Here is a 20,996-nt window from a genome sequence, read left to right as displayed (position 1 = left end):
TCTTTCAAAAAGAATACTTACACTTCTAATTCATTAAAAAACCCTTGGAAGCTACCTTTGAGCAAGCTTCCAAGGGTTTCATTCATTCAGGTTCAACTGCGCGTCTTCTCGTCTGGCGATCGAACAAACTATAAATGATGGGTACAATATAGAGCGTCAAAAATGTTGAACTGATCAATCCACCGATGACCGCAATCCCCATCGGTTGGTTCATCTCTGTCCCTTCTCCTAACCCGAGTGCTAATGGTAACAATCCTAAAATGGTCGTCAAAGCAGTCATCAAAATCGGCCTTACACGGTCCCTTACTGAAGCGATGATTGCATCATAGGATGACATGCCCGCTTCCTTCCGTTGATTAATATAATCAACAAGGACAATACCGTTATTGACGACAATTCCAACGAGTACTAGCACCCCAATTACCGCTGTCACACTGATTGGGGTAGAGGTTACGAAAAGTCCTAACGCCACACCGATAACCATTAACGGCACAGAAAACATAATGACAAATGGATACTTGAACGATTCAAACTGAGCAGCCATAACAATGTACACTAACACGACAGCCAACACGATTGCTAATAACATGTCATTGATCGCACTCTCAAACAGTTCTCTGTCTCCCCCATAAGCCATTTCGGTCTCATCAGGTAAATCAATTTTGTCAATGAGCGTATTCACTTCTGCAGTCATTTCACCTAATGATAAAGAGGATTCGTATTTGACATCAAATGTTACTGAATGCGCTTGGTCGACCCGTTGGATGGACACAGGACCTTCAGCGACTGAAATGGTCGCAACATCTTTCAAAAGAACGAATTGCCCCGTTTGCGTTCGTAATTTAATATTTTTCAACGCCTCAATACTGTCCCGAAATTTTTCATCATACTTCACCAAAACAGAAACGACGTCTTCTTTGTCATCTACAAACTGTGTAGCAAAAGCACCACGAGTAATCGTATTGACAGTTTGAGCAATTTGATAAGGTGCAAGTCCTTGTTCAAATGCTTTCTCACGATTGACGTCAATATGGATTTCTTGTATCGTGTCTTGCAAATTATTAGAGACTTCTAATACGCCATCCATCTTTTGCAGCTCATCATTCAGTTTGGCAACAGAACTGTTTAGCCGCTCTTCATTCGTATCTTGCAATGAAAACGACAAGGTGTTCGGACTGGATCCAGCAGCCGTTTGCATATTGAAGCTAACGCGTGCATCTTCGCCTACCAGGTCCAAAACTTCCGGTTGTACATCATCTACAAATTCAAACACAGAGCGTTCTCGATCTTCCATAGGAACAAGTTTGACATACATTTCAGCAGTGTTGGATTCGGAACCCCCTTGTGCCATACTTTGCTGTGTTCCCCCGACTAGACTGACATACACCTCAATGTCTTCTTCCTTTTTCAACCTTGTCTCAATCTTTTCAACAACCTCATTTGTGGATGAAAGTGCTGAACCATTTGGCAAATCGATTGCAATACTGAAGAACCCTTCATCTGTTGCAGGTAGAAATTCTGTTCCAACTTTGAATAAGCTAAAACCACTTCCAGCGAGTAACAATACTGTCATCGTCAATACGATGGCACGATGTTTTAACGACCATTTCACAGATCGCTCGAAGTTGTTTACTGTTTTAGAACGCCGTCTCCTTGCTTCCAAGTTCTTACGTGGTTTCTTTAACATTCGACTAGCCATCATTGGTACTACCGTCAAAGCAACGACAAGCGAAGCAAACAAACTAAAGGAAATCGTCAACGCGAACTCTGTAAAGATTTGTCCGATCAATCCGCTAATAAAAATGACTGGAACGAATACAGCTAACGTCGTTAATGTCGAAGCCGTAATGGCCCCACTAATTTCCTTCGCCCCATCTCGAGCAGCTTCCACTCGATCTTTCCCCATTGCCAAATGCCGTTCAATGTTTTCGATGACAACAATGGCGTTATCTACAAGCATTCCGATGCCAAGCGCCAATGCACCAAGCGTCATAATATTTAGCGAAAAATCGGCAAAAAACATCAGCACGAATGTGACAATGACCGAATAAGGTATCGCCACTCCTATAATAATCGGGCTTTTAATGCCTCGTAAAAATAAAAACAGAATAACCATTGCAAATAAACCACCAAGAAGTAAAGATTGGCCGATGTTCCCAATTGCCAATTTTACATAATCCCCTTGGTCAAACAAAATGTCCGCTTCAATGTCCTTAAAGTTCTCTTTTGCAAGCAATGCATCCAGCGATTCCTTGAAAGCTGTCGATACTGTCGCTGTATTCGCACCTGACTCCTGCAATACAGACATGAGCACTGCTTGTTCATCATTCGCTCTCGTTTCAGATGTTGCTTTCGGTTCAACAAGCGCAACATCTGCAACATCTGCAACTTTTACTTTCTTACCTGTTAACGGATCCATGTTAATCAGTACATTACGAATATCTTCGACAGACGTTAACGAGCTGAGAATCCGAGTCGTCAATTGTTTTCCATCATCCGTTTCAATTGGCTCACCTGGCATCGATACATTATTTGCCTGGATTGCTTGCACGACATCCGATTGGACAAGTCCGTAACTGCCTAATTTGTTTTGGTCAAGTACTACTTGGACTTCTTCCACTAATTTGCCGGATACCGTTACACTCGCAACACCTTCCGTCCGGCGTAATTCTTTCTCAAGTTGCTCCGCAAGATTCCGAATATCCGCATCCTCAGCCGAAGTCCGTAACGATAACTGAATGACAGGAAATTGCGACGGATCAAATTTCATAAACCGGGGAGCATTTGAACCTTCCGGAATTGGCACTTGATCAATCCGCTGTAAAATATCTAGCTGCACATCATCAATCTTTGTAGACCAATCAAACATTAATAAAATGAAATTAGCACCTTCCTGAGACGAAGATTGCATCGATTTCAATCCAGGTGCTGTTGATAAACTATCTTCTAACGGTTTCGTTAACTTTTCACTTACTTCAGTTGAAGAAGCCCCAGGATAATTTGTTACCACAACCGCTACAGGAGGATTTAATTCCGGAATTAATGTCACTGGAATCTTTAAAAAAGATACCGCTCCAAGAATAATGACAAGAAACATCGTCACAATCGTAAAGACCGGTCTCTTTATTGCAAAATTACTGATCTTCATGCGCCCATTCCTTTCTACATCACCACATCACTATATCCATCATATTGAATGTAGTTATGAACATCAAACACGAACTCTCACCATCCCCCAACTCTCTTCTAAAAATTCCATCACTCTGTCACACATCCCCTAACCAAACAAACTTTAAACAAGTCACTCACCACATATCTTCCGAGAACGCAGCCTATTCTTTCCCCGTTCGCAGCATAAATTCCTAGAACGCCGCATTCTTCCCTCGTTCGCCGCATAAATTCCCAGAACGCAGCATTCTTCCCCCAGTTCGCCGCATAACCCCGCAAAACGCCGCATTCTCCTCCCACTTCGCCGCAAAAAATCCACTAAACAAAAATTCCCCATACCTAAAACATAAAAGCCTAGTTTGTCAAAACCCATTTTAGCGCGTCTGCTACTTACTAACACTTCAAGCTATCCACGGAACAATTATGCTGGACAAATATGTAAACTAACTTTAACTTTGGCGAATGTCTTTCCTCTAAACAAAGCAATCCATCTGAACGCGGCATATTTTCCCCTTAAGCCGCATATATTCACGGAACGCAGCATTCTTCCCCCATTCGCGGCATAACTCCGCAAAACGCCGCATTCTCCACCCACTTCGCCGCAAAAAATCCACTAAACAAAAATTCCCCATCCCAAAACATAAAACCCTAATTTGTCAAAACCCATTTTAGCGCGTCTGCTACTTACTAACACTTCAAGCTATCCACGGAACAATTATGCTAGCCAAATATGTAAACTAACTTTACCTTCGGCGGCGAATGTCTTTCCTCTAAACAAAGCAACCCATCTGAACGCGGCATATTTTTCCCGTTCGCCGCATATATTCCCAGAACGCAGCATTCTTCCCCCGTTCGCCGCATAAATCCGCAAAACGCCGTATTCTCCTCCCCATTCGCCGCATAACCCCGCAAAACGCAGCATTCTCCCCTCAACCAAAAAAGCCGAATAGACTCATTTCAAGTCTATCCAGCCAAACCTAATCCTTATAACAAATTGTACAATCGAATATCTGGATACTTATCACCGAACCAGCGGAGTGCAAAATCATTCTCGAACAAAAAGACGAGGTTGTCGTATCGATCTTTCACGAGCATCGACCGTTGTCCTGTCATCGAATCTTTCACGTCACTTTCATTCTCAATCCAACGTGCCACCTTCGAACCAATATGTTCCATATGCACTTCAACGTTATATTCGTTCTTCATACGATGTTCGAACACTTCAAACTGTAGTTGACCGACTGCGCCTAACAGCACTTCTTCGGTATGCAGCGTCTTGTAATATTGAATAGCCCCTTCTTGCACAAGCTGAAGAATCCCTTTATGGAAATGCTTTGATTTCATAACGTTTTTGGCCGTCACACGAACAAATAGTTCAGGCGTAAACTGTGGCAATGCTTCAAATTGGAAGTTGGACTTTCCACCAACTACTGTATCGCCAATTTGATAGTTCCCTGTATCATATAAGCCGATAATGTCACCTGCAACCGCTTCATTCACCGTTTCACGGTCATCCGCGAGAAATTGCGTCGTTTGCGTCAACTTAACCGTCTTTGAAATACGCGGAATGGTGACGGACATGCCTCTTTCAAAACTGCCTGAAACAATCCGGACAAACGCGATTCGATCTCTGTGTGCGGGGTTCATATTCGCCTGGATTTTGAAGATAAAGCCTGAAAACTCTTCAGCCTTTGGATCCACTGCCTGTTCATCTTTCGTCATTCTCGGTTGTGGTGAAGGCGCAAATTTTAAGAACGTTTCCAAAAATGTTTGCACCCCGAAGTTCGTCAGCGCGCTGCCGAAAAATACAGGTGTTAATTCACCTTTTGCAACACGTTCAGTATCGAACTCGTTCCCTGCTTCATTCAACAGTAAAACGTCTTCAAGCGCTTGCTTGTAATAGGACGTCTCTGTCATCGGATGTTCAACCGCAAGCTCACCGTCTTCATTTAACGGAAGAAAATGACTTTCCCCTTCAACACGCGCTTGCTCAATTCGTTGATTGTAACGATCGTACACGCCAATAAATTCTTTCCCCATCCCAATAGGGTAATTCATTGCGTATGACTCGATTCCTAACACTTCTTCAAGCTCTTCCATCAATTCCAACGGCTCTTTCCCTTGTCGGTCCATTTTGTTCATGAACGTAAAGATCGGAATGCCTCTCATCCGACAAACTTTAAACAATTTGATCGTCTGTGGCTCGATCCCTTTTGCCGAATCGACCATCATGACAGCTGCATCTACCGCCATTAATGTACGGTACGTGTCTTCACTGAAATCTTCATGGCCAGGGGTATCCAAAATATTTACTCGTTTACCATCATAGTCAAATTGTAAAACAGAAGACGTTACCGAAATTCCCCGTTGTTTTTCAATTTCCATCCAGTCAGAAGTGGCATATTTACCAGTTTTCTTCCCTTTTACAGTCCCCGCATCACGAATAGCTCCACCGAAGTAAAGCAGTTTTTCAGTCATCGTCGTTTTCCCGGCATCTGGATGCGAGATAATCGCAAATGTCCGCCGGGATAAAATTTCATCATGTATCGATTTTTGCATATAAATAACTCCTTCTTTTCCGCTTTTTTAAGCATAGACAGATTGCAATCCATTTTCAACATTTTTTTCTTCAGAATTAATCAAAATGAAAGAGCTGCCTAAACAGACAGCCCTTCTCACTATTATTGCTCACGAACTTGATGACCAAACTTCTTCTCTGCTTCTTCAAGCGCAATCATTGCATCTGAATGCGGAAATTTTTCCTTCCCGATAATTTGGAAATCCTCGTGACCTTTACCAGCGAAAATAATGATGTCTCCTTCATTAGCAACTGCAACTGCATGCCGAACCGCTTCCTCACGGTCTCCAATACACGCGTACTGGTCATGTTGCATGCCCACTTCAAGCTCTGAAAGAATTGACGTATATGGCTCGTCTCTCGGATCATCTGTCGTCAAAATGACGTAGTCCGCAATCGAAGCCTTTTCTGCCATAAATGGACGTTTCAACCTGTCCCGATTGCCACCTGTACCGATGACAAAAATTAATTTTCTTTCAGTACCTTTATACGGTAATACAGCTTGAATCGCTTTTTCGATTGCATCCGGCGAATGCGCATAATCGACATAAATTGTGAGCGGTAAATCCGTCTCTACTTTCTCCATTCGTCCTTTTGCAGCCGGAATAACAGCTAGACCTTCAATTATCGACTCCATTTGAATTCCTTTCGCATATAACGCAGCAATGACAGCAAGGGCGTTGTAAACATTAAACTCGCCAATGAGTGCCATTGATACATCAAATCTGCCTTCAGGTGAATCCAAATGGAAAGAAGTCCCTTTATCACTTAAAACGATGTCTGACGCACGAAAATCGGCAGACTGATGAATTCCATACGTCAAGACAGGGAATGCGGTCATCTTTTTCATACGCTCTCCCCAAAGGTCATCACAGTTGACAATACCAAACTTCTTTTTCTCCAAGTCTTGTCCGAGTTGCGCAAACAAAAGACCTTTTGCATGGCCGTAATTATCCATACTGCCATGGAAATCCAAATGATCATGCGATAAATTCGTAAAGACAGCAATGTCAAACTCCGTACCTGCCAGCCTTCCTTCCAACAGACCATGTGACGATACTTCCATCGTCATCGTCGAACAATTTGCATTCGCCGCTTGTCGAATTAGCTGTTGAGTTGTCAATACATCATTCGTCGTATTTTCAGTTTCAAACAACACACCATCCAAGTTAAACCCGATTGTCCCGGTCACTGCAGACTTTTCGCCAATATGACGCAAAATCGCATGCATCATATTGCTGACACTTGTCTTCCCGTTCGTTCCTGTCACACCAATCATCGTCATTTCTTTCGACGGATAACGATAAAACCGAGGAGCCAGTAATGAAATCGCTCGCATTGTATCGTCAACATAGACAACCGCCACTCGTTCCGTATCTACGTCGATCCGGTCCGACGCGACAATGACACGAGCACCCGCTTCTACTGCATTTTGTGCATACATATGTCCGTCGACTGTAAACCCTTTAATACAAACGAATGCCCCTCCCGCATTAACGGAACGAGAATTTACCGCAAGATCAGTAACCTGTTCTGGTAATATCCCTTCTATTGTTTTAATTGGCAACACGTCAAATAATTCATTACAATTCATCACAAGACTCTCCTTCAATCCATCATATCTGAATTCACATAAGCATATAACAACTGTGCCGTTGCACGTAATGAATCAACATGTGTCCGCTCTAACGCATGAGACGATTCAATTCCCGGACCAAACAAAGCATGCTTCACGTCAAAGCCTGCCCGAATAGCAGCAGATGCATCCGAACCATAGTATGGGTAAATGTCTAATTTAAACGGCACATTCTCTTTTTCACAAAGAGCTGTCAAATGCCGCGTCAAGCCGTAATGGTAAGGACCACTAGAGTCCTTTGCACAAATGGAAACCGTGAACTCATCAGATGATTGGCCATCACCAATCGCACCCATATCAACGGCTATATATTCTACTGTTTGTTGAGGAATATTAGAATTTCCGCCGTAACCAATTTCCTCATTGTTCGAAATATAGAAATGCGTTGTATGCGGCAATTCCACGTTCTCTTCCTTTATTGTCCAAAGTAAATCCAGCAACAAAGCTGTACTCGCTTTATCATCCAAATGCCTTGATTTAATAAACCCACTTTCAGTCGTTTCAAAGCGCGCATCAAACGAAACAAAATCGCCTACTTCAATCCCTAGCGCTCTTGTATCTGCAGCATTTTTTACTTTTTCGTCTATACGTACTTCAATGTTTTCCGCACTTCTCTCGGCAGTTCCTGCATTGCGATACACATGAACGGTCGTCTGGTGCATTAAAATGGTTCCTCTCACTTCTTTACCAGCAGTATGTATACGACAATATTCTCCTTCAACCGCATTCCAGTTAAAACCGCCGACCATAGCAAGTTTTAACCTGCCATCGCTTTTCACTTCTTTGACCATTGCTCCTAGTGTATCCACGTGTGCCGTCAACAATCGATGACGCGTATCATCTTTCCCTTTGACAGTTGCAATAATCGCGCCTTTATTTGTTTGCACAAACGGTACTTTAATGCTCGTTAACTCTTCACGGATTACTTGCATCACTTTGTCCGTAAAACCAGATGGACTTGGTGTCTTCACTAACTTTTCCAATAACTTAACCGTACGTTTTTCATTAAAACGCTTCATATACACTCAACCTCTTTTCTATTTCTGAAACTTCTGTTTTCATTCCTCGATAAATCATGTATGATACATATAATACTACTTCTAAGAGAGGTGCATCAATGAAAACCGATCAATTCATCCTCACACAAACTAAGTATTTACTACTCTTTTTTAGTTTCATTGTTTTAGCACAACTACTCTTTATTATATCAGTAAAACATTATGAATACCTCTCTATCATTGCAGTAGGCGCTGTTATAACAGGTTGCTTGCACTATATGCTTTCTCGCAATTTTATGCTGACCTTTCTCATACCGATCATGATTAGTACGAGCCATTTCTACTTAATTTCATTATTTCTTATTGAGCATAAATTAATTTTCATCTATTTTTTACTTTTACCCATTATTTTAGCTGTGCTCTTTAAACATACCGTATTATCAATGTCGCTTCTCCTCATTACAACTATTGAATGTATTGTTATAGTTAGGTATGTGCAGCTTACCGTACAACCGATGAACAATGCCTCTTTACTCATTTTCACAACCGTCATCATCGGAATGCTTGTCCTTCTTCTTTTTACATTCAAAGTACGGTCAACAGAGCTTTCAATATTATTTAAAGATCAACTTCCTGAATCCACATCCACCTCAGGTTACTTGGATTTGTTTTTCGAGTACGCACAAGACGCCATCGCTGTTTTTGCGATTGACATGAAAATACTAGCTGTCAATCCTGCATTTGAAGAGTTGTATTTGTGGAAGAAAGAAGATTGTATAGGAAAGCGGATTACTTTGTACCATCCATCTGATGAAGATAATGTAACTGAGCGGATCCAATTACTATTAGAAGGCAGGCATTTCAAAAACTTACGTACAAAAGAGATTCGTAAAGATGGCACAATGTTCGAGGCAGCGACAACGCTTGCACCCATTAAGGACAAAAACAATAACGTCATTGCTATTTCGGTCATCGTTCGTGATATGACAGAACGGATACAAGTCGAGCGCATCAAAATGGAAGCCATCAAGCTGAATGCCATTGGTGAAATGGCCGCATCTGTCGCCCATGAAGTCCGCAACCCAATGACGTCTATAAACGGTTTTGTTCAGATGATGAACAATGACCCAGCGAATCCTTATCGTGCCTTTAGCGAGATTATGGAAAATGAAATTAAACGAATCAATTTGATCGCTAATGAGTTTTTAATATTATCGAAACCGAATATTAAAGAACGGAAGCAAATAGATGTTGAACATTTAATCATGGAAGTCATTTCACATCTCGAACATGAACTGATTGCAAAAGACATTGGTTGCGATATTTATCTAGCGGAATACCAAACAACTGTTATTGGTAATGAAGAAAGCCTTAAGCAAGTATTCATTAATTTGATTAGAAACGCAATTGATGCAAACCCTAACAAAGGAAGCATCTCGTTTACTAATACCATCTTAAATGACATCCTGACGATAACAATAAGAGATACTGGCTCTGGGTTCCATCAAGAGACACTTGATCAATTATTTACGCCATTCTTTACAACCAAAGACGGCGCCGCTGGTCTCGGACTCGTCATTTCCAAAAAAATTATTCTCGATCATGACGGCACAATCGAGATAAATGAACGGGCGAAACAAGGGGCTGAAATAACCATTACGTTGCCAATCAGTTCATTTTCTAAACAAGATTACACGTATACGACTACCAGATAAACTCATAAAGCCGCATGAATCAGGGTTCATGCGGTTTTTAAATGATTTGGCGATGCCTTTAACGCATCTCAATTATTTAAGAATCTTTTTAATGACCGACAGCTTATTGCCATACGGGGGGAAACCTATACGGACAGGAATTTTCGAGTTTCTTTTCATAATTGATTTCTTATGCGAAAACAATTCAAAGCTCGCTTGACCGTGATAAGCGTTCATACCCGAAGCCCCGACCCCACCAAACGGCAAGTGGATATTGGCCACATGCGAAATTGTATCGTTAATGCACCCTCCACCAAAAGAGAGGTTCGCTAAAAAGTATTCTTGTGCTTTATCATTTTCGGAAAACAGGTACCCCGCCAACGATTTTGGCATTTGACGCAACCGGTGTATAACTTCTCCCAAATGTTTATAAGTGATAATCGGAAGGATTGGACCGAAAATCTCCTCTTCCATTGACGGGCTATCCCACGCCACCCCATCCAAAAGAGTTGGGCTAATATAGAGTTCTTGACGGTCTACTTGTCCACCAACAAGGATTTGTCCTTTCTCTCTTTCCAACAGCTGCACTAATCGATCAAAGTGTTTTTCATTAATAATCCGTCCGTAATCCGGGCTTTTTGCGCTATCTTTCCCATAAAAATCACGAATTGTATTTTTCATTTCTTTCATAAGATGTTCTTTGACACTTTCGTGGACAAGTACAAAGTCTGGCGCTACACATGTCTGCCCATTATTTACAAATTTCCCCCAGACAATCCGTTCAGCGGCCGCTCGTATATTGGCGGTCTGATCGACGATTGCAGGACTTTTCCCACCAAGTTCAAGCGTGATAGGTGTCAGCCTCTCTGCTGCAGCCTTCATAACAATTTTCCCGACAGTTGCACTCCCTGTAAAAAATATGTAATCGAACGGAGCATGTATGAGCGCCGACGTCTCTTCCACACCACCTTCAACAACTCGCACGAAATCAGGTGGATAGGTAGCTGTCACAAGATCACGTACAACCGCAGCCGTGTGCGGAGCATCTTCAGAAGGTTTGATAATCGCGCAATTCCCTGCTGCAATCGCCCCAACTAAAGGATCCATGACCAATTGAAACGGATAATTGAACGGTCCGATAATCAAGACAGAACCATATGGCTCCCGTACAACAAAACTTTTAGCCGGTTGCAAATGAACGGGCGTCTTCACTTGTTCGGGTTTCATCCATTCTTCCAGATGTTTCATCATATGCGTAATACTCGACAAAACAAAACCGACTTCCGTCACATAGGCCTCAAAAGAACTTTTCCCTAAATCCTTTAATAAGGCTTCTTGAATTTTCTTCTCATTGGCACGAACCGCTTCTCTCAAACGATGTAACATGTCCAATCGGAACGCAACGCTTTTAGTTGCACCTGTCGCATAAAAATTCTGTTGATACGTAATCATTGACTCCATATTTTTCTTTACAGTCACAAAATCAATCTCCCTTCAAAAAAGTCAATATAGCAAAAGCACTGTTTTTACTAACCATCAAATTCCGACCAATTACGCAGTTTGGTTCAATATACGACAACATATAATAGGTATACGTAAATCATCGAAATCTTGTCATCATTCCACGTGAAATCAAGGAAAAAATACGTCGAAAAAGGAAAGAAAAGATAAATCACACAACAATCAACACATAGGCCTTAGGATCTTTTTTCATGTATTCAGTTTAAACTACTCACTTTCTCGGGTAAAGAAATAGCACATACCAACAATGACAACGAAAAACGAATGGAGGAAATGAACATGACAACAACAGAAACTTGGTGGGAAACAATTTTTGAAGGAAATCTTTCATTAGGACTCAACAAGGAGCGCATCTCAGACCTAAATGATGAAACTTTCCTCTACTTTGGTGAAATGGATCAACAAACAAACGAAGACCCTACACAATAAATACATGCCAGAAAGCTTTCCACTTGAAAATGGGAAGCTTTTTTATTCGATACTTCTCCATAAATACAGCGCAGCGTAACTTAAATACGGAGACCACCTCGGAAAATGCTCTGCAATTTCATCTGCAGTCGGTTTACGCGTAAGATTCCACACTTTCTTCAAAGCATTCTGCAAACCGACATCTGCGATCGGGAACAAATTCGGTCTACCTAACCCGAACAAGAGAAAATTTTGAGCTGTCCACGCACCAACACCTCGATAGGCAACCAACTCACGTATGACCTCTTCATCTTCCATCGTCTCAAACTTATTCAGATCTAGTCGTCCATCGGCAATTGCTTGCGACAAACCGATGACATATTCTGCTTTACGCGCACTGAATTGCAGGGTTCTCAAATCATCCACTTGCAGACGAGCAACAACTTCAGGTTTTGGATACCGCCAAACGCCCTCTTGCTTTGAGCCAAACGCTTGAACGAATCGCATCGTCAATGTGTGGGAAAAAGCTAGATTTAATTGTTGGTGGATGATGTTTTGCATGAGTGTACCATACAAAGAAAAGTTTCGAACGAGCGGTGTACCCGCATGCTCGATAAATAATTGCTCCAAATCCGTTTGCATAAAATGATGATTTATTTGATCGAGCGACTGATGAAAATGAAAACGACGCTTCACCCATTCAATTTGGTCTTCATTCAGCACATTTTGCAAAATAAACGATGGACTCACCGTAGTACCCGTACCAACAAGACGTACAATATTCCCTTCCTCCATTGGAATTCGTACTTCACGTGTTGCCAAATTTATCGAATGCACTGGATCGGATGCTAACCGTTCAAGCGCACGATCATAATCATATCGAAAAGGTAACTTAATAGAACTATCGATACGTCCCACCTCCCTCTTCCATCTATATTACCTTTTTACGGTCCAAGAAAAAACTTTTAAAAATAGTGTTGACTTTAAACTCAAACGCGCTATAATATAACTTGTGCAGTAAACAACTATCTCCCGATTCCGTAGCTCAGCTGGGAGAGCGCTACCTTGACAGGGTAGAGGTCGCTGGTTCGAGCCCAGTCGGAATCATTGGGTGCCAAACCCTCGGAAGTATTGTCGGAACAACAATACTTCTCCGAAACAGTCCTATTAGGCCGGATGCCTAGGGGCTGTTTTTTTATGGTTTTTTATCGAATGTCCGCATTTTTGTTCTCCGTGCTTCACGCTCTCTCAAATCCAAGCCAAAATCGTGAGAAATGCAAATAAAAATACTCCTCCCTTGCATTACGCCAATAATTTAGCACATTGAAGGGGAGAGTTTAAGTCCTCCGCTGAGGACTTATACAAAAAATGGTAATAAAAAGATTTAATGTTACTCATTACACAAAGGGTTTAGAATTATGAAATTCATTCAATTAATATAATAAATATTTTCATTTTGAGGATACAATATTAGTTGAATAAGAATTATTAATTGAAGTAAAACCTATTTAACATTAATTATAAGAGGTGCTGAAGTAATCTTGCTGTTTCCGAGTTCTATTAATTCTTCATTCGTTTCATTTTTTATGTATTCTTCGTTACCTATTCCTTTTATTGGCTTTCCGTCTACCAGAATTAATGTTGTTCTTGCTTTTAAACTTTGCTTTCCAGCCTTTGTAACTTTAAACTCCTCTTCTACTTTAATAGTTTGCCCTGTCTGTATCTTTGTTATAAATCCACCATCAGTATAAACATGTTCATCCGATCCAGTAAAAGAAAAACGAATAATAGGTTCACCATGGGATAATTCAATTGGTACATCACCTACATATGTTAATTTTCCCTCTACCTTAAGCATTTGCCCATTCTTAATAACAGAAGGGGATGTTATTTCAAGAACAAAATTTGATGCCTCAATTTTTTCAGTTACAAAGTTTTCTTCTTCAGATTTGTTTTTACAACCAAAAATAATAAAAATCAGGAATATAGAAAACAAATATCGTACAATAATTTTACCAACCATAAAGTGTCCCCTCCATTACTCCCATATTCTAAATACCAATGTTAAACAATCATTCCCGTTCGTTTACCAAAATCATTCATTCTACAAACACTTTAACACAAATTTTCCATTTATCCACAATAAAATATGCTCGATTAAACAAACTACCTCAGTTTTAGCGTTGGTTTAACAACACCACATAAATTTATGCAGTATCTTCAAATTGTTGTATACATGTTAGTATACAAATTAGTGTGTTAAATCCATTAAAGTTTACCATGAGAACAAAGAAAGGAAACACAAAACGCCGCAACGGATACTTTGACAAGTGCAACCAATATATATGTCGGATACTTTCACAATGAAATCACGGAAGCAGGGATGATCGAAGATTTCGAACGATTGTCGGTCGCCGCTTCGAAGTTCACCAACGGCGTTGAAGACGAAGATAACCCCGAACTAATGGGCGAATATACAGTAGCATTGCGGGACATTGTTGAAAAACTGGGGCTTGAAGAATAAGAAAGAGAGCCGAAGTTTTTTTAATTTATTCGTAAACCAAGCTGTTTACTATGCTACGCAATAGTATAAAACTTTTCTTAAACAATAGAACATCAAACCTCAAAAGCAATAAAAGCCCCTTCATCGTTGTAATCTGTAATCTGCACAACCCTGTCAGAAAAGTTCTTCACGCTCTCACAAGCTTGGCCAAGAACGAGTGATAGCACTTGGAAGCCTTTCTCCTCTTTTGCCTGTCGGAACGAAGTTAAAAAGGATTCGCTCACTTCGTCCTCTCCGTCCGTTACCAAAATTAGATCTGCTGCTCGAAATCGGCTTTCTTTCATGACAGTCACCGCTTCTTCGAGTACGCACGAAAAATTTGTTCCTCCCCCTAAATAGGTTTTCGTCAACTTCACCATTTCAGGAAACTTCACTTTTCCCTTTTTATAGATGAACATGCGTGTCGTAGTTGAAAATAACAAGATACAGAAATCACGACGTTGCTGCTTTGCAATCGCCAAAAGTGCTAAACTGAATCCTTTCGAAGGTGCGTCAAGACCACTCATACTGTCAGATTGGTCTAAGCAGAGCACAATCGGACCTCTCCCTAACACTTCCCTACCTTGTTGTTCATATTGCAACGTTTGTCCTTCGGCTAACCGGCGCAAAAAATCCGTTTTTGTTAACGGGTGTGAATAATAACTGTATTCGATCGGTACTAACGCATCTATTGCGTTGCCGATTGTCACGCCGTTTTTTTCAACAGATTCAAGCGTTGTAGTTCGTTGTTTTGTCCGAGCAATTTGTTTGAACCGGCCGGCCCACTCAGCAATCTCCTTTAACTGTTTATTCTCCAACATTTTATCCGCTATCATGAACTGGTGACGTAAAGGGACTTTCTTCAATGACGCTTCCCCATCACCCGACTTTAAGCCACCCAACAATGATTGCAGTTGGAATTTTAGCCACTTCGATTCTTGCATGACTGCCGCAATCATGTCGTTAAAGCGATGACTATTTTCATCGACAGAACGGTCAACTGCTACTTCTATTCTTTGCAACTCTCGATCATCCAACCTCTCCCACTCACAACGTGAATTATTAGGTTCAAACATACGATCGAAGTCTTTATCTGCATCCCTTAACTCCGTAAGCCAGCGATTAATCATCTCTCCAAATTTTATTGCACCGATTGCAGAAACAAAATCATCCAGTCTAGTGACACGCCGAAATGACACAAACTGTTCATGCGCCATTATTTGCTGGATGAAGTGCAAATTTAGCTGTAATTGACTATCAATTTCCCCCTTTCTAATCTCAGGTTTCATTTTATACAAACACGCCCACACATCACCGAGTAATGCTCTAAACAATGGATAGTCCGTTTCTTGTTCGAGTTGGTAAAGACGATTAGACATATTAAAAATCTCTTGAAAACGTCTACGGTCAAATGCATCGGTGTTGACGACTGACAGGTTGTCCATTCACGCAAGACTCTCCTTACAATTTGTAGTTCATTGACGACATATTTTGTTTAAATTCTCTCACCTTTGCTGAAGCATCAAAATAGAGCGGTTCCAACAAAAACGTTAGTACTTCTTCGTGCATCAATTGTACTTTAGATAAAAGTTGTTCAATTGCTTCTTCACGAGTATGGTGCGTTTCTTTTAACTTCATCAAATCTGCCAGTAGCGCTTTTAATTTCTGAGATGCTTCCACTCCTGCGTCCACACAATGTTGTTGAAGTACAATTGTAAACAATTCAACTGCTTCTGCTTGAATACTATCCAACTTCCGAATGACAGCATCTTCAGCGTGTCTACGAACAATAAGAGAAGTGGCCTCTTTTTGATCGTGCGTTTTCCATAAAACATTTTCCAAAATGACAAGGTCATCCGTATGCACGACGCCTCTTTGCTCCAACAACGCTTTTGCTTGTAAAATCCGTAATGATTTTTTAAAACGACGATCTGACGGCCGAATGCCTTCATCGCTTAGTTCTTGTCGTATTTTTACAAGCGCTTCATAAATATCATTATGGATAATTACTTTCTCCGTAAGCTCTTGGTAATCATGCAACTCCTCTAGTGTTATCGTTGGTACTTCTTTCAGTTGCTCATCTTGTTTCATCATTGCAAGGAAATTGGTTTGCTCTTTTATGTAATCCACCTCATAGCGCAATAGAAACCGATCAAAAAGAGCATCTAACCCTTCTCCCTCTTCAGGGTATTCATTCGATGCACCAATGACAGAGAATAGAGGGACTTTCATGGGTTGATCTCCATTGTAGAAAAGCCTTTCGTTCATCAAAGTAAGTAAACTGTTCAAGACCGCACTATTAGCCTTGAACAATTCATCTAGAAAAGCAACATTCGCTTCCGGCATTTTCTTGCTCGTATTGCGTTTATATAGACCAATTTCCAAATCTTTTAATGATAATGGGCCAAATAATTCCTCAGGGGTACTAAATTTCGTCAATTGCCATTGAAACAATGTTGCCCCTTCAATACTTTTCATCAGCTCATCTATCATTGCAGATTTTGCTGTACCCGCCGGACCAATCAACAACATATGCTGACGAGCCAGTAGAGAAATTAACATCCCCTCAATTTCTTTTTCTCGCTCAACAAATCGCATATTTAAACTTGCCTTTATCGCTATCAGTTTTTGAAGTTCTTTCAAGTCATCCCCTCCTATTGGTGTCATTCATTTTACTCATAACATACTTCTATCTTTTCCAAACCATTCATTTGTTAATCGAAAACAAAACAGGTCATCTTTATCTCTCGAATTTTCTACACAAAAAAAATTGTGGAACATTGAATAAATCCAATGACCCACAAGCAGACTCGCCTTAATACATATCATTAAAATAATTATTAATTTTACTTCCAATCTCATCCCTTACACGTTGAAAGAAAGCCCATTTCTCTTCATCGGTTCCTTCAGCTTTTGCAGGATCATCGAATCCCCAATGTAACCGTTCGACATGTGGAGGTGTTAATGGACATTTGTCCGCAGCATCCCCACATAATGTGATAATTAAAGTAGCATTGTTTAAAATTTGCGGATCAATGATATCCGATGTTTGGTTGGTTATGTCAATCCCGACTTCACTCATTGCTTTCACCGCGTTCGGATTCACTCCATGTGCCTCAATGCCTGCACTATAGACATCCCATTCGTCACCTAAATACTTTCTCCCCCACCCTTCTGCCATCTGGCTTCGGCATGAGTTACCTGTGCATAGAAAATACAAGCTTTTTTTCGCCATTCCATTCCACCCTTTCCATTAGATAATGAGTAGCCATAGATACAGTCCAACGAGCGTGATCAATAATGTTGGAATCGTCAAGATGATGCCAACTTTGAAATACGTCCCCCAGCTAATTTTAACGCCTTTTTGCGCTAGTACATGCAACCAGAGCAAGGTTGCAAGTGAGCCAATTGGCGTAATTTTTGGCCCCAGATCAGAACCAATGACATTGGCATAAATTAGCGCTTCCCGAATGGGTCCTGTCGTTGTTGTTTCCGCAATTGCCAATGCGTCAATCATAACAGTCGGCATATTATTCATAATGGATGACAAAAATGCAGCAATGAAGCCCATCGCAATCGTCGCACTAAATAATCCTTGATCGGCTGCAAGTTGTAGTACATCCGCCAAAACCGTCGTCAATCCTGCATTTTTTAATCCGTACACCACGACATACATTCCAATCGAGAAAAAGACAATGGCCCAAGGTGCACCTTTCAACACTTGTGTAGTCTGGACTGCCGAGCTTCTTTTTGCCATAAGTAAGAAGAAAATCGCAACAATCCCCGCGATGAAGGATACCGGTATACCGATAAATTCACTTGAGAAGTAGCCAACAAGTAGCACACCTAAGACATACCAAGACAGACGAAACATCTTTGCATCCTTAATCGCTTCTTTCGGTCGTTTCAACTGCGCCATGTCATAGTTTCCAGGAATACTTTTTCTGAAAAACAAATAGAGGACAATAATACTTGCAACTAACGAAAATAGATTAGGCACAATCATTCGAGATGCATATTCCACAAATCCAATACCGAAGAAGTCTGCTGAGACGATATTGACTAAGTTACTAACAACAAGTGGTAGAGACGTCGTATCGGCAATAAAACCACTAGCGATAATAAAAGGAAAAATCATTTTCTCGCTAAATTTCAAGTTACGCACCATCGCTAATACAATTGGTGTCAGTATTAATGCTGCACCATCATTCGCAAACAATGCAGCAACAATTGCACCCAAAATGCTGACATAGACAAACATCCGTAAGCCGCTCCCTTTGGCAATACGCGCCATATGTAAAGCAGACCATTCAAAAAATCCGATTTCATCCAAAATCAATGAAATAATGATGATAGCAATAAAAGCAAGCGTTGCATTCCAAACAATCCCTGTTACATCAATGACATCCCCAATATCGACAACACCAAACAATAGCGCAACAACGGCTCCTATACAGGCAGACCAACCAATCGAAAGATTTTTAGGCTGCCAAATAACAAAAACTAACGTAACAATAAAAATCAATGAAGCCATAATAACTGGATACAAACTTTATTTCCTCCCTACTCGCATATAATGCGTAATCCTTGTGTTTCTAGCGCTGCTATCGATTCATCCTGTTCGGGCAGATAAGCAAGGATACTCTGAATGAAAGGATAATCTTCATGCTCTGTATTAATGGAGTAAAAAATCCACTGCCCTTTTCGTTCTTCCTTTACCAATTCAATATCTCTCAACTTACGCAAGTGTTGACTAACTGCCGGCTGACTCATGTTAAAAATTGCTACAAATTCACACACACAGCAATCATGTGTTTGAAGTAATTTCATCATGGTTAACCGGGTTTTATCTCCCAATAACTTCAACAATTGTGAAGCACGTTGAAACTCAATGACTTCTCCCCTATCCATCGTTCTCTCCCCCTCCTCATTAACATCGTATAATTATATGCTTATATACGCAAGGAGTTTTTTGTTAAGCTTTGTAAATAGCTTAATCAACACATCGATTTCTCTCCATTGCATTTCCATGAAACACCGACATACTAGATGCATAAGAAAGCCGCTTACCTGATTTGTAAGCGGCTTTCGTTTAAAAGAATGCAGCGATAAAAATTATCACAATCGCAGCAGGTGCGATGAATCGCACGATGAACTTCCATGCGCTATGCAAGAAAGGATGCATACGCAATTCATCTTTCGTTTGTGCCGAAGTTAACACGTGTCCAGCAAAAATAGAAATGAGAAGTGCACCAATTGGCAAACCGAAGCGACTTGTCAACATATCCGCAAAATCAAAGAACGTTCCGCCTGGTAATTGAATATCAGCCAACAGACCAAATGATAAAGCGCTTGGAATGCCGACGATAAAAATAAGAATTCCAAACAACCAAGCTGCTTGTTTTCTACGGTTGTATTTGCTACGAATACCAGTCGACACGACAATTTCCAACATAGAAATCGAAGACGTTAACGTGGCAAAAAGCATTAATACAAAAAAGATAATCATAAAAAATGCCCCAAAAGGAATTTCATTGAATATTGCTGGCAATATGACGAAAATAAGTCCAGGGCCTTCTGCCGGTGATTGTCCGAGTGCAAACACTGCAGGAAAAATGACAATTCCTGCTAATAACGAAATAACAATGTTAAGGATGGATACATTAAAAGCAGATTGGCCAAGTCGTTCTTCTTTTGATAAATAAGATGCATACGTCATCATTGCAGTTACCCCTACACTCAAAGAAAAGAAGGCTTGACCGAGTGCCATTAGTAATGTCTTTCCATTTAAATAGGACCAATCAGGTACAAAAAGAAAACGAACTCCTTCCATTGCCCCTTCAAGCGTCAATGATCGAATCGCTAAGACGATGAAAAATATGAACAATAACGGCATCATCCAGCTGCTAGCACGTTCTATCCCACCTTTTATGCCACTTTGGACGATCCAAATTGTCAACATCATGAAGACCGCTTGTGCGATGAGCACTTCAACTGGATTGGCAATAATCGTATTAAAAAGGTTACTGTAATTCGTCAAATCCAGCTTAAACAACAATGCCCTGCCTAAATACGAAAGAATCCAACCGCCGACAACACTATAAAAAGACAACAGGATAAAGGAAGAACCTAGTCCCATCCAACCAATCCAATGCCATTTACTTTTCGGAGCAAGCTTTGATAGTGAAGTGACCGCATCACTTTGCCCTCTTCTTCCAATGACAAATTCAGCAAGTAAGATCGGCAATCCAATTGCTAATGTACAAAAAATAAATAGTAACACAAATACACTTCCGCCATTCATTCCAGCCATATACGGAAACTTCCATATTGCGCCAAGTCCGATGGCACTTCCCGCTGCCGCTAATATGAATCCAATTTTGGACGTCCATTGTTCACGTTGTTTCATCTAATCACTCACTTCATTCCCAGTGAACCACTGAATTTTGTA

The 20,996-nt window shown here is 40.8% G+C and carries 16 protein-coding genes and 1 tRNA gene; 4 read left to right on the top strand and 13 right to left on the bottom strand.

Features of this window, described 5'->3' with window-relative positions:
• Positions 1 to 82 precede the first annotated feature (82 nt).
• From NRI27_RS04940 to NRI27_RS04925, 4 genes are all read right to left on the bottom strand, one after another.
• Positions 83 to 3,148, bottom strand: coding sequence for an efflux RND transporter permease subunit (locus NRI27_RS04940; RefSeq protein ID WP_371389795.1), 3,066 nt, complete (start codon positions 3,146 to 3,148; stop codon positions 83 to 85).
• Positions 3,149 to 4,152: 1,004 nt separating this feature from the next.
• Entirely contained in the window at positions 4,153 to 5,727 is a 1,575-nt protein-coding gene (locus NRI27_RS04935) for a peptide chain release factor 3 (protein ID WP_317941834.1), read from the bottom strand.
• Between the two features lie 122 nt (positions 5,728 to 5,849).
• Positions 5,850 to 7,340: a UDP-N-acetylmuramoyl-L-alanyl-D-glutamate--2,6-diaminopimelate ligase gene (locus NRI27_RS04930; protein ID WP_371389793.1), complete on the bottom strand. Its 1,491-nt coding sequence runs from the start codon at positions 7,338 to 7,340 to the stop codon at positions 5,850 to 5,852.
• A 14-nt stretch (positions 7,341 to 7,354) separates the two neighbouring features.
• Complete coding sequence (locus NRI27_RS04925; protein ID WP_371389792.1) at positions 7,355 to 8,401, bottom strand: M42 family metallopeptidase; 1,047 nt, start codon at positions 8,399 to 8,401, stop codon at positions 7,355 to 7,357.
• A 98-nt stretch (positions 8,402 to 8,499) separates the two neighbouring features.
• Here NRI27_RS04925 and NRI27_RS04920 point away from each other — a divergent pair, with 98 nt between their 5' ends.
• The gene (locus NRI27_RS04920; protein WP_371389791.1) at positions 8,500 to 10,095 is read left to right on the top strand and encodes an ATP-binding protein; all 1,596 of its coding nucleotides are present in this window, start codon (positions 8,500 to 8,502) and stop codon (positions 10,093 to 10,095) included.
• A 72-nt stretch (positions 10,096 to 10,167) separates the two neighbouring features.
• Here NRI27_RS04920 and NRI27_RS04915 read toward each other — a convergent pair whose 3' ends face one another.
• On the bottom strand, positions 10,168 to 11,535 hold the full coding sequence (locus NRI27_RS04915; RefSeq protein WP_371390054.1) for an aldehyde dehydrogenase: 1,368 nt from the start codon (positions 11,533 to 11,535) through the stop codon (positions 10,168 to 10,170).
• 339 nt (positions 11,536 to 11,874) lie between these two features.
• Between NRI27_RS04915 and NRI27_RS04910 the strand changes: the two genes are divergently transcribed.
• The gene (locus NRI27_RS04910; RefSeq protein ID WP_317941839.1) at positions 11,875 to 12,024 is read left to right on the top strand and encodes a hypothetical protein; all 150 of its coding nucleotides are present in this window, start codon (positions 11,875 to 11,877) and stop codon (positions 12,022 to 12,024) included.
• Between the two features lie 42 nt (positions 12,025 to 12,066).
• Here the strand turns inward: NRI27_RS04910 and NRI27_RS04905 are convergent, their stop codons facing one another.
• A complete protein-coding gene (locus tag NRI27_RS04905) occupies positions 12,067 to 12,912 on the bottom strand; it encodes a DNA-3-methyladenine glycosylase family protein (RefSeq protein WP_371390053.1) in 846 nt (281 codons plus the stop codon).
• Between the two features lie 125 nt (positions 12,913 to 13,037).
• Here NRI27_RS04905 and NRI27_RS04900 point away from each other — a divergent pair.
• A tRNA-Val gene (locus NRI27_RS04900) sits at positions 13,038 to 13,110 on the top strand.
• Positions 13,111 to 13,507: 397 nt separating this feature from the next.
• On the opposite strand, the gene NRI27_RS04895 is transcribed toward NRI27_RS04900, so the two are convergent.
• The gene (locus tag NRI27_RS04895) at positions 13,508 to 14,026 is read right to left on the bottom strand and encodes a hypothetical protein (protein WP_371389790.1); all 519 of its coding nucleotides are present in this window, start codon (positions 14,024 to 14,026) and stop codon (positions 13,508 to 13,510) included.
• 360 nt (positions 14,027 to 14,386) lie between these two features.
• On the opposite strand from NRI27_RS04895, the gene NRI27_RS04890 reads away from it, so the two are divergent.
• Positions 14,387 to 14,527 carry a hypothetical protein gene (locus tag NRI27_RS04890; RefSeq protein WP_371389789.1) on the top strand — a complete coding sequence of 47 codons (141 nt, stop codon included), beginning with the start codon at positions 14,387 to 14,389 and terminating at the stop codon, positions 14,525 to 14,527.
• Between the two features lie 92 nt (positions 14,528 to 14,619).
• On the opposite strand, the gene NRI27_RS04885 is transcribed toward NRI27_RS04890, so the two are convergent.
• From NRI27_RS04885 to NRI27_RS04860, 6 genes are all read right to left on the bottom strand, one after another.
• On the bottom strand, positions 14,620 to 15,990 hold the full coding sequence (locus NRI27_RS04885; RefSeq protein WP_317941842.1) for a vWA domain-containing protein: 1,371 nt from the start codon (positions 15,988 to 15,990) through the stop codon (positions 14,620 to 14,622).
• A gap of 16 nt (positions 15,991 to 16,006) precedes the next feature.
• A complete protein-coding gene (locus tag NRI27_RS04880; RefSeq protein ID WP_371389788.1) occupies positions 16,007 to 17,188 on the bottom strand; it encodes an AAA family ATPase in 1,182 nt (393 codons plus the stop codon).
• A gap of 172 nt (positions 17,189 to 17,360) precedes the next feature.
• Positions 17,361 to 17,780: an arsenate reductase (thioredoxin) gene (arsC, locus tag NRI27_RS04875; protein WP_317941844.1), complete on the bottom strand. Its 420-nt coding sequence runs from the start codon at positions 17,778 to 17,780 to the stop codon at positions 17,361 to 17,363.
• Between the two features lie 18 nt (positions 17,781 to 17,798).
• Complete coding sequence (locus NRI27_RS04870; RefSeq protein WP_371390052.1) at positions 17,799 to 19,079, bottom strand: arsenic transporter; 1,281 nt, start codon at positions 19,077 to 19,079, stop codon at positions 17,799 to 17,801.
• Between the two features lie 29 nt (positions 19,080 to 19,108).
• Positions 19,109 to 19,456, bottom strand: coding sequence for an ArsR/SmtB family transcription factor (locus NRI27_RS04865; RefSeq protein WP_317941846.1), 348 nt, complete (start codon positions 19,454 to 19,456; stop codon positions 19,109 to 19,111).
• Positions 19,457 to 19,637: 181 nt separating this feature from the next.
• The gene (locus tag NRI27_RS04860; RefSeq protein WP_317941847.1) at positions 19,638 to 20,954 is read right to left on the bottom strand and encodes a sodium-dependent transporter; all 1,317 of its coding nucleotides are present in this window, start codon (positions 20,952 to 20,954) and stop codon (positions 19,638 to 19,640) included.
• Between the last annotated feature and the right edge of the window lie 42 nt (positions 20,955 to 20,996).

The organism is Sporosarcina sp. OR05 (assembly GCF_041414805.1).
Classification (GTDB): domain Bacteria; phylum Bacillota; class Bacilli; order Bacillales_A; family Planococcaceae; genus Sporosarcina; species Sporosarcina saromensis.
This window is presented reverse-complemented; position numbering and strand designations above follow the sequence as displayed.